The sequence below is a fragment of the Nocardia ninae NBRC 108245 genome (genome assembly GCF_007990755.1).
In the GTDB taxonomy this organism is placed as follows: Bacteria; Actinomycetota; Actinomycetes; order Mycobacteriales; family Mycobacteriaceae; genus Nocardia; species Nocardia ninae.
The window spans coordinates 148,608-155,148 of the sequence record NZ_BJXA01000015.1 but is presented as its reverse complement, the minus strand read 5'-3'; the positions used below and the strand labels follow the sequence as shown (position 1 = coordinate 155,148).

The 6,541-nt window shown below is 66.4% G+C and carries 8 protein-coding genes; 5 read left to right on the top strand and 3 right to left on the bottom strand.

Annotated elements, in window-relative coordinates; translation table 11 throughout:
- Window positions 1–410 (top strand): hypothetical protein (locus NN4_RS44960; RefSeq protein WP_186818417.1); only part of this gene is annotated, 410 nt, incomplete at its 5' end.
- Window positions 411–431: 21 nt separating this feature from the next.
- Here the strand turns inward: NN4_RS44960 and NN4_RS14440 are convergent.
- A complete protein-coding gene (locus NN4_RS14440; RefSeq protein ID WP_107655595.1) occupies window positions 432–578 on the bottom strand; it encodes a DUF1059 domain-containing protein in 147 nt (48 codons plus the stop codon).
- Window positions 579–868: 290 nt separating this feature from the next.
- Here NN4_RS14440 and NN4_RS14435 point away from each other — a divergent pair, with 290 nt between their 5' ends.
- The 3 genes from NN4_RS14435 to NN4_RS14425 all read left to right on the top strand — a co-directional run bounded on the left by NN4_RS14435 (window position 869) and on the right by NN4_RS14425 (window position 3,996).
- Window positions 869–2,116, top strand: a complete 1,248-nt coding sequence (locus tag NN4_RS14435; RefSeq protein ID WP_222595060.1) for an alpha/beta hydrolase family protein — start codon at window positions 869–871, stop codon at window positions 2,114–2,116.
- Window positions 2,117–2,167: 51 nt separating this feature from the next.
- Window positions 2,168–2,710, top strand: a complete 543-nt coding sequence (locus NN4_RS14430) for a YaeQ family protein (RefSeq protein WP_147130670.1) — start codon at window positions 2,168–2,170, stop codon at window positions 2,708–2,710.
- A gap of 323 nt (window positions 2,711–3,033) precedes the next feature.
- The gene (locus NN4_RS14425) at window positions 3,034–3,996 is read left to right on the top strand and encodes a ferritin-like domain-containing protein (protein WP_147130668.1); all 963 of its coding nucleotides are present in this window, start codon (window positions 3,034–3,036) and stop codon (window positions 3,994–3,996) included.
- 158 nt (window positions 3,997–4,154) lie between these two features.
- Here the strand turns inward: NN4_RS14425 and NN4_RS14420 are convergent, their stop codons facing one another.
- A complete protein-coding gene (locus NN4_RS14420; protein WP_147130666.1) occupies window positions 4,155–4,538 on the bottom strand; it encodes a DoxX family protein in 384 nt (127 codons plus the stop codon).
- A 391-nt stretch (window positions 4,539–4,929) separates the two neighbouring features.
- On the opposite strand from NN4_RS14420, the gene NN4_RS14415 reads away from it, so the two are divergent.
- Window positions 4,930–5,883, top strand: coding sequence for a hypothetical protein (locus NN4_RS14415; RefSeq protein ID WP_222595059.1), 954 nt, complete (start codon window positions 4,930–4,932; stop codon window positions 5,881–5,883).
- Window positions 5,884–5,940: 57 nt separating this feature from the next.
- On the opposite strand, the gene NN4_RS14410 is transcribed toward NN4_RS14415, so the two are convergent.
- Entirely contained in the window at window positions 5,941–6,537 is a 597-nt protein-coding gene (locus NN4_RS14410) for a hypothetical protein (RefSeq protein ID WP_147130663.1), read from the bottom strand.
- Between the last annotated feature and the right edge of the window lie 4 nt (window positions 6,538–6,541).

Here is a 6,541-nt window from a genome sequence, read left to right as displayed (position 1 = left end):
CCGACTGCCTGTGGGCGGGCACCGGCCATGCGCAGGGCACGACCGTCGTGGCCGGTGGCCGCGCTTTCACCTGTGCGACAGATCAACTCGGCGCACCGCGCTGGGTTCGCGGGGCGGCCCGTGGTACACCGAGCACCGTGGCCAACCCCGGCGCTCGCACCGATCCGGCAGGGACGTTCAGCGCCGGAGCGCAGCAACCGGGCACCGAATACAACGACTACTGCGTGGGCACCCAACTCGTCGGTGGTAGCGAGTCGGTGTACGAGGTGGTTTCCGACGGGGGTGCGCTGCATTGGAAAGCGGCGGGTCCGATCGCCCAGTGGGCCTTCCCCGCCGGCACCGGACCGGTGCCGACCACTCGCTCGGCGAGCCTGTGCCTGCCGGAGCCGGTGACCTGGCCGCGTAACTGAGCGGGCCGCCTGCTCGGTGAATCAGTAAGCGATGAACAAGATCTCGTCGCGCGAGTACTCGTGCCCGGGATGATTCTCGGCCAGATGAGCCTGCGTCTTGGCCACCAGGTCGTCCTCGTCGGTCCCGACGATGGCTTCTCCGCAGGGGCAGTTCAGGTTTCGCTTCATCGACTGTCCTTTCCTCTCGATCGACAAGTCTAGGGTCTGTCGCAAAGTCCAGCCCCCGGAGGCGCCGGATGGGACTTTGCAACAGGCCCTAGGCTGGCGAGTACGTAGACCCGACGCGGCATCGGGTCGCGCTCGCGACGGCGCCGGTGGTCCTCGGCGCTAGAAATAGACCGTTCGGGGTATACCCCTACACATCTCGGGGTACGCCGACTCGGCCGTCGGGCTGACGCGCGCGCAACGGAACCTTTGCCATCATGACGTCGAGCCGACCGTCGAGGAGGACCCACAAAGTGTTCACATTGCGCGGTTGCGCGCTGGCACTGGCAGCGGCGCTCGCCGCAACCATCGCGCTGGCCGCCTGCGAGCAGTCCGCACCCGAGTCGACCGGTACGGCGGCGAAGATCACCCTGCCGCCGCTCAGCGGCCGCTACCCGGTCGGCACGGTCGACCTGTATCTGGTGGACTCGCGCCAGGACCCCTGGCACCCGGCCGATAAGCGGGAGCTGATGGTCACCGTGACCTACCCGGCGCAACGCACCGGCGACCGCGCCCCGTGGATGTCGCCTGCGGTGGCGGAGGCGGTCGACCGGCTCGCGTCCGACGCGCCCATGCTCGGCTTGTCGCCGGGCGCGGTCGATTGGGGTGGTACCAAGCGCCAGGCGAGCACCGGGGTCGAGGTGGAGCACACCGGCGGCGCCTGGCCGGTTGTGCTGTTCTCGCACGGATTCGGCGTGGTGCGCGAACTCAATTCGGTCCGCACCGATGATCTGGCCAGCCACGGCTACGTCGTCGTGTCCATCTCCCACACCTACGACGCGAAAGTGGTCGAGTTCCCCGGCGGACGCCTGCTCAGCAGCGATGCCAAGCCGGATCCGCAGTACCTCGCCACCTCGATCGATGCGCGGGTGGCCGACACCAGATTCGTACTCGACCAGCTGACCCGCCTGACCCAAGGCGCGAATCCGGACGCCGAAAACCGTGCGCTGCCAGCAGGGTTGGCGGCGGCCCTCGACCTGTCGAAGGTCGGCATGTTCGGTCATTCGCTGGGCGGCTACACGGCGGGTGAAACGATGTTCCGCGATCCACGCATCGGCGCGGGGATCAACCTCGACGGCAGCATGGGCGTCGGCAAGCTCGGTGAGGTCGTGCGCCACGGCGTGGATCGGCCGTTCATGCTGGTCGGCGCCGACGGGGTGCACCCGGAGACCAAGCGGGAGTTCGAGCATTCGCACGTGGACGACATGGATCCGAGCTGGCGCGAGTTCTGGACCAATCAGCAAGGCTGGAAACGGGATCTGCACTTCGACGGCGCCGCGCACAACAGTTTCACCGATCTGCAGGTCGCGGTGCCGCAGTGTGCCAGCCTGCTGTCGCCGGAGACCCGGCAGCGCGAAGTCGGCACCATCCATCCGGCCCGCTCGGTGAGCGCACAGCAGGACTACATCGCGGCCTTCTTCGACCTGCACCTGAAAGGCATCGCCAGCGACCTGTTCGACGGGAACGATCCGCGCCACCCGGACACCCGGTTCATCCCCTGACCAGCGCCGCCGACCGGGCGGGCAGCGGGGTTCACCTAAGCTCCTGGACTTATGGCCCTTCCCGCAACACTGCACAACTTCGCCGTCCAACTGGCCGACGTCGACCGCGACGTGTACCAGGACCTGGAGTTGCGGATCGCGCGCCACCCGTCCGAGACCGCCGAGTTCATGGTGACCCGCCTGCTCGCCTACTGCCTCGAATACCAGGACGGCATCGCCTTCAGCGAGGGTGGCGTCTCGTCCACCGACGAGCCCGCGGTGCTGGTGCGCGACCTCACCGGCCGACTCACCGCCTGGATCGAGGTCGGCGCGCCCGACGCGGAACGCCTGCACCGCGGGAGCAAACTCGCCGGCCGCGCCGCCGTCTACACCCACCGGGACCCGGCCAAGGTGCTGGCTCAACTCGCAGGCAAACGCATCCATCGCGCCGAAGCCATCCCCCTCTACAGCTTCGACCGCGCCTTCATCGACGCCGCCGTCGCCGCCGTGGACCGGCGCAACACCGCGACCCTCTCGATCACCGAACGCTCCCTGTACCTGGACCTCAACGGCACCAACCTCACGTCCTCGGTCACCGAACACGCACTCGGCTGACCCCTACCGCGACATGATTTGTGCCCAGAGTGCGCGACGATCGATGAACTGATCTTCGCCTAACCGTTTGCCGCGGTGCGGAGTCCGGCGAAAGTCGCCGAAAAGCCCCGGCGCAGTGCGGGATTTCCGGTACTTGCGAGTGGCTTGCCGGGCAGTCGGCGCCGAACAACTGCCGCCGGTTTGCTGACCCGGTGAGCAGCGGTTATCGGGGCTGTGCGGTCGAAATCACTTGCCGCGCAATGTTTTGGTCGCGTGTGTCGGGTACCCACGGAACGGTGCGATTTGCGCCGACCCGACGTCGATATCGAAGGACGCGATTCCACATGAGCACACGCGACATCACTACCTTGCTGGCGCAGTTGCGCGCCGTCCGCGATCTGACCAACACCGAAATCCAGGTCGCGGAGACCCGTATCGCGCAGGCGCGAACGGAGGCGGTGCGCCGCGAGTTGTCCGAGAACGCCGACAACGCCCGCGCCCGCGCCGAGGCCACCGAGTCCGCCATCCGCGAACTCGGCGGTGTCCCCGCGCTGATCGGCCCGTTCATCGGGCGGGCCGCCGCCGCGGTCAAGGCCGTGGGTGAGCAGGCCCAGCCGTTCGACGAGGCCTTGCTCGGCGACCTCACCCTCGAGCATCAGATCCTCGACCGCGCCCGCTACATCAAGGCCCTCGCGACCACCGCCCAGCGCCCCGAGGTGGTGGCGCTGGCCGAGCGGTTGATCACCGCGCACTCGGCGACCGTGGACTGGCTGAGCACCGTGCTGGCCGAGGAGGCCCTCGGCGGTCCGGCGGCATTGCGCCGCACCCCGCTCCAGGCGGCCAGCGGCACCATCGTCAAGCTGGCCACCATTCCGGTCACTTGGTCCGCGCGCGGACTGGACCGGGCGCTGGACACTTTCCGCTCCACCCCGCCCGCGCTCAGCGAGCTGCTCGCCCGGGGTGCGCGCGTCGGTGATGTGGCGGTGAAAACACTCACCGCCTCACGCGACGCCGCCTTGGAAACGGCCGAGCAGGTCACCCGGCGCGAAGGTGCGGACGGCACCGCCGACGCCTTGCACTCGTTCCGCACCGCCACCGGCGTACTCGAACCCCGTGAGCTGCCGATCGGCGACTACGACGATCTGAACGTCAGCCAGGCTGTCGCGGCGATCAAGGAACTGACCGACCCCGCCGACGTGCGCGCGGTCATCGCGTACGAGGAGACGAACAAGAACCGGCACGGTGTCGTCTCGGCCGCCCAGACGCGGCTCGCGGCGATCGCTCAGGACGTCACCGGTCTGAACTGAGTCCTGCCCGCTGGACGGCCCCGCACTCGTTGTCATGAGTACGGGGCCGCTGGGCTGCGCGGCCAGGTCCGGCTTGCGGTGACGATCGAGCGCGGGCTTCGACGTGCCAAATGTTGTCGGCTCCGGCCAGCAGACCCATGATCTCGGCGGCGAATCGTTCAGGCAGTGAAGGAATGGGGACCGAAGCGGCCCCATGCGATGAAGACTGCGAGAGCGATATAGAGCAGATTCACCACCGCGAACTTGACACCACCGTGGCGCAGATGAACGATCATCGCGCCGATCATCAGTACTACCCAGCAGACAGCGGTCACCGGTACCAGGACCGGTGCGATATCGAGCACGGCAGGCAGGATCAGGCCTACGGCGGCCAGGATTTCGAGGACGCCGAGCGCCTTGATGAACCCGGCGCCGAAGTCCTCGGTCCATTCCCCACCGGAGGTCGCGGCGACTTTCTCCAGCGGTACGACCAGCTTGATGATGCCGCCGGCGAGGGCAACCGCGGCGAGCAGTCCGGCGGCGATCCACAGTGCGAGGTTCATGGGGTTCTCCTAAGTTTTCACTGGTTCGGCCACAAGACACCGGGCGCTCGATCCTTGTGACACCGGGTGAGTCAGATCACTCGTCCGGATAGTCTGTGCTGCCGCTTATTTCGCCCGGGAATTCGCGAAACCTCCCCACTTCCACTGGGGAGATCCGGGGCGCGTGTTTCGTGTCACTATTCACAAAGTTGTTCAGAAATGACGGCGTACCCCACGGCCGTCAGCTGGGAAACACTCTCGCACAGCAGTTCTCGGTTTTCGCTCGGCCATACCCTGCGACGCCTCGCTCACTGCGAGCACATAGCAAATTCCCCAGCGTCCACCGGTCACGGGTTCGTCTGACTGTTCAGCACATTGCCCCCTGCACATCCCCTCCGAAGCGAGGCACCCCGTGAACCGCAAACGTCTTTTACCCATCGTCACCGCCTGCTTGATCCTGTCGCTCGGGACCGGCTCGGTGGCGGAGGCAGTACCAGTACCGAGCAGCGACAACGCCGACCCGGTGGCCGCCGCGCCGTTCTGTTACGAAGAGCCCAACACACCGCAGGCCGATATCAGCGACCTCAAAGCCCGCTTCTCCCGGTCGAATTGGATGCCGACCCTGCAGGCCATGTACAAGCGCCGCTGGCCGAGCGGGGAGAAGTTGGCGATCGCCCAGGCCAAGGACCCGTACTGGAATCAGTTCGTGGAAACGAGCAGTTTCGAGGCGTTCGCCGAGTCGATGATGGTGGCGATCCACGAGGAGACCCACATGTGGGACCTGGACGGGTCACGCACCGAATGGGACAAGTACACCGCGGCCTGGATCAATGCCTCGCAGCAGATGACCGCCATCCCGCTGCACGGTGGCTTCCCGCGCAAAGAAATCCTGCCGTTGATCACGGACAAGCTCAGCGACGACATGGACGGCATCTATCTGCGCGATCGCGAGCAGGGCAACTATCGCATGCAAGGGGTGACCGCAGAGTTGAACGCCGGCCTGATGGGCCTGCCCGCCGCCACCGTGGTGCAGGAATACATCAAGGGAATCGGTGCCAGCAACTCCAGGGATATCGCCGCGACCAATCTCCGTTATCTGCTGCTGTACTTGCGCGTAGCCAAGAGCAAGCACGCCGACTACTGGGCAAAGATCAAGAACGAGCCCAAGATGCGCGATCTGGTACTCACCCAATTCCTGCGCACCGCCTATTGGCTGGAGAAATCCGCCCCCTACGGCAGCAAGCTCGGCAGCCCCGACGCCGATAAGATCACCGCGAAGAACTACGCCCCCGAGAACATCGCCATTCTCGAGGAGTTCACCGGCCGCAAGGTCCGCACCGACGCCCAAAAGAATTGCACTGCCTGACCTTCCGACCCTAACGGGATTGCCGCCTGCTCGACCGCAGGCGGCAATCCCTCGACCTCAGAGCTCTCTGACAACCCCGCCATGCTCGTCGAGAATCGCGATGGACGGCGTACCGTCCATCGCGACCCGCAACTTGATCCGCGCCCGCCCTTGTGGGTCACACAGTGTCAGAGCCGTCCCCTCCTCGGTGTCGGCGGACAGTTGCACTGCCAGCGGATGTTTCGCCGCATCGATCGGCGTCGTCGGATCACCGATGTGCGTGATGACCAGCGCGGCGCCGCCCACTTTGTCCTCCCAGCTGGTCTGCAGGTGAATAGCGTCCCCGTTGGGATAGTCGAGCGCGATCAGTGCCCCGTCACTGGCGGCGACGATGCCGCCCTTCTCATCACCGTTCTCGTCGTTGAACACGAGCGCCGAGCATTCGTCCGGACCGCCCCGTGTCTGCGCGGGATAGGTCTTGCCGCCCAGAATGATCGGCGGTTTCTGCGTCGCCAGCAAGAAACGCTGCGTGCCGCGCCGATCGACGACCGTGAACGAGCTCTCCACGGTGGACGGATCCTCGTCCGCCTCGGCGAGCCGTCCGACACCCACCCCCACCCCGACGCCTGCAACGGCCGCTGCGGAGCCGACGATGACCGCGCGTCGGTTGGTCATTCCA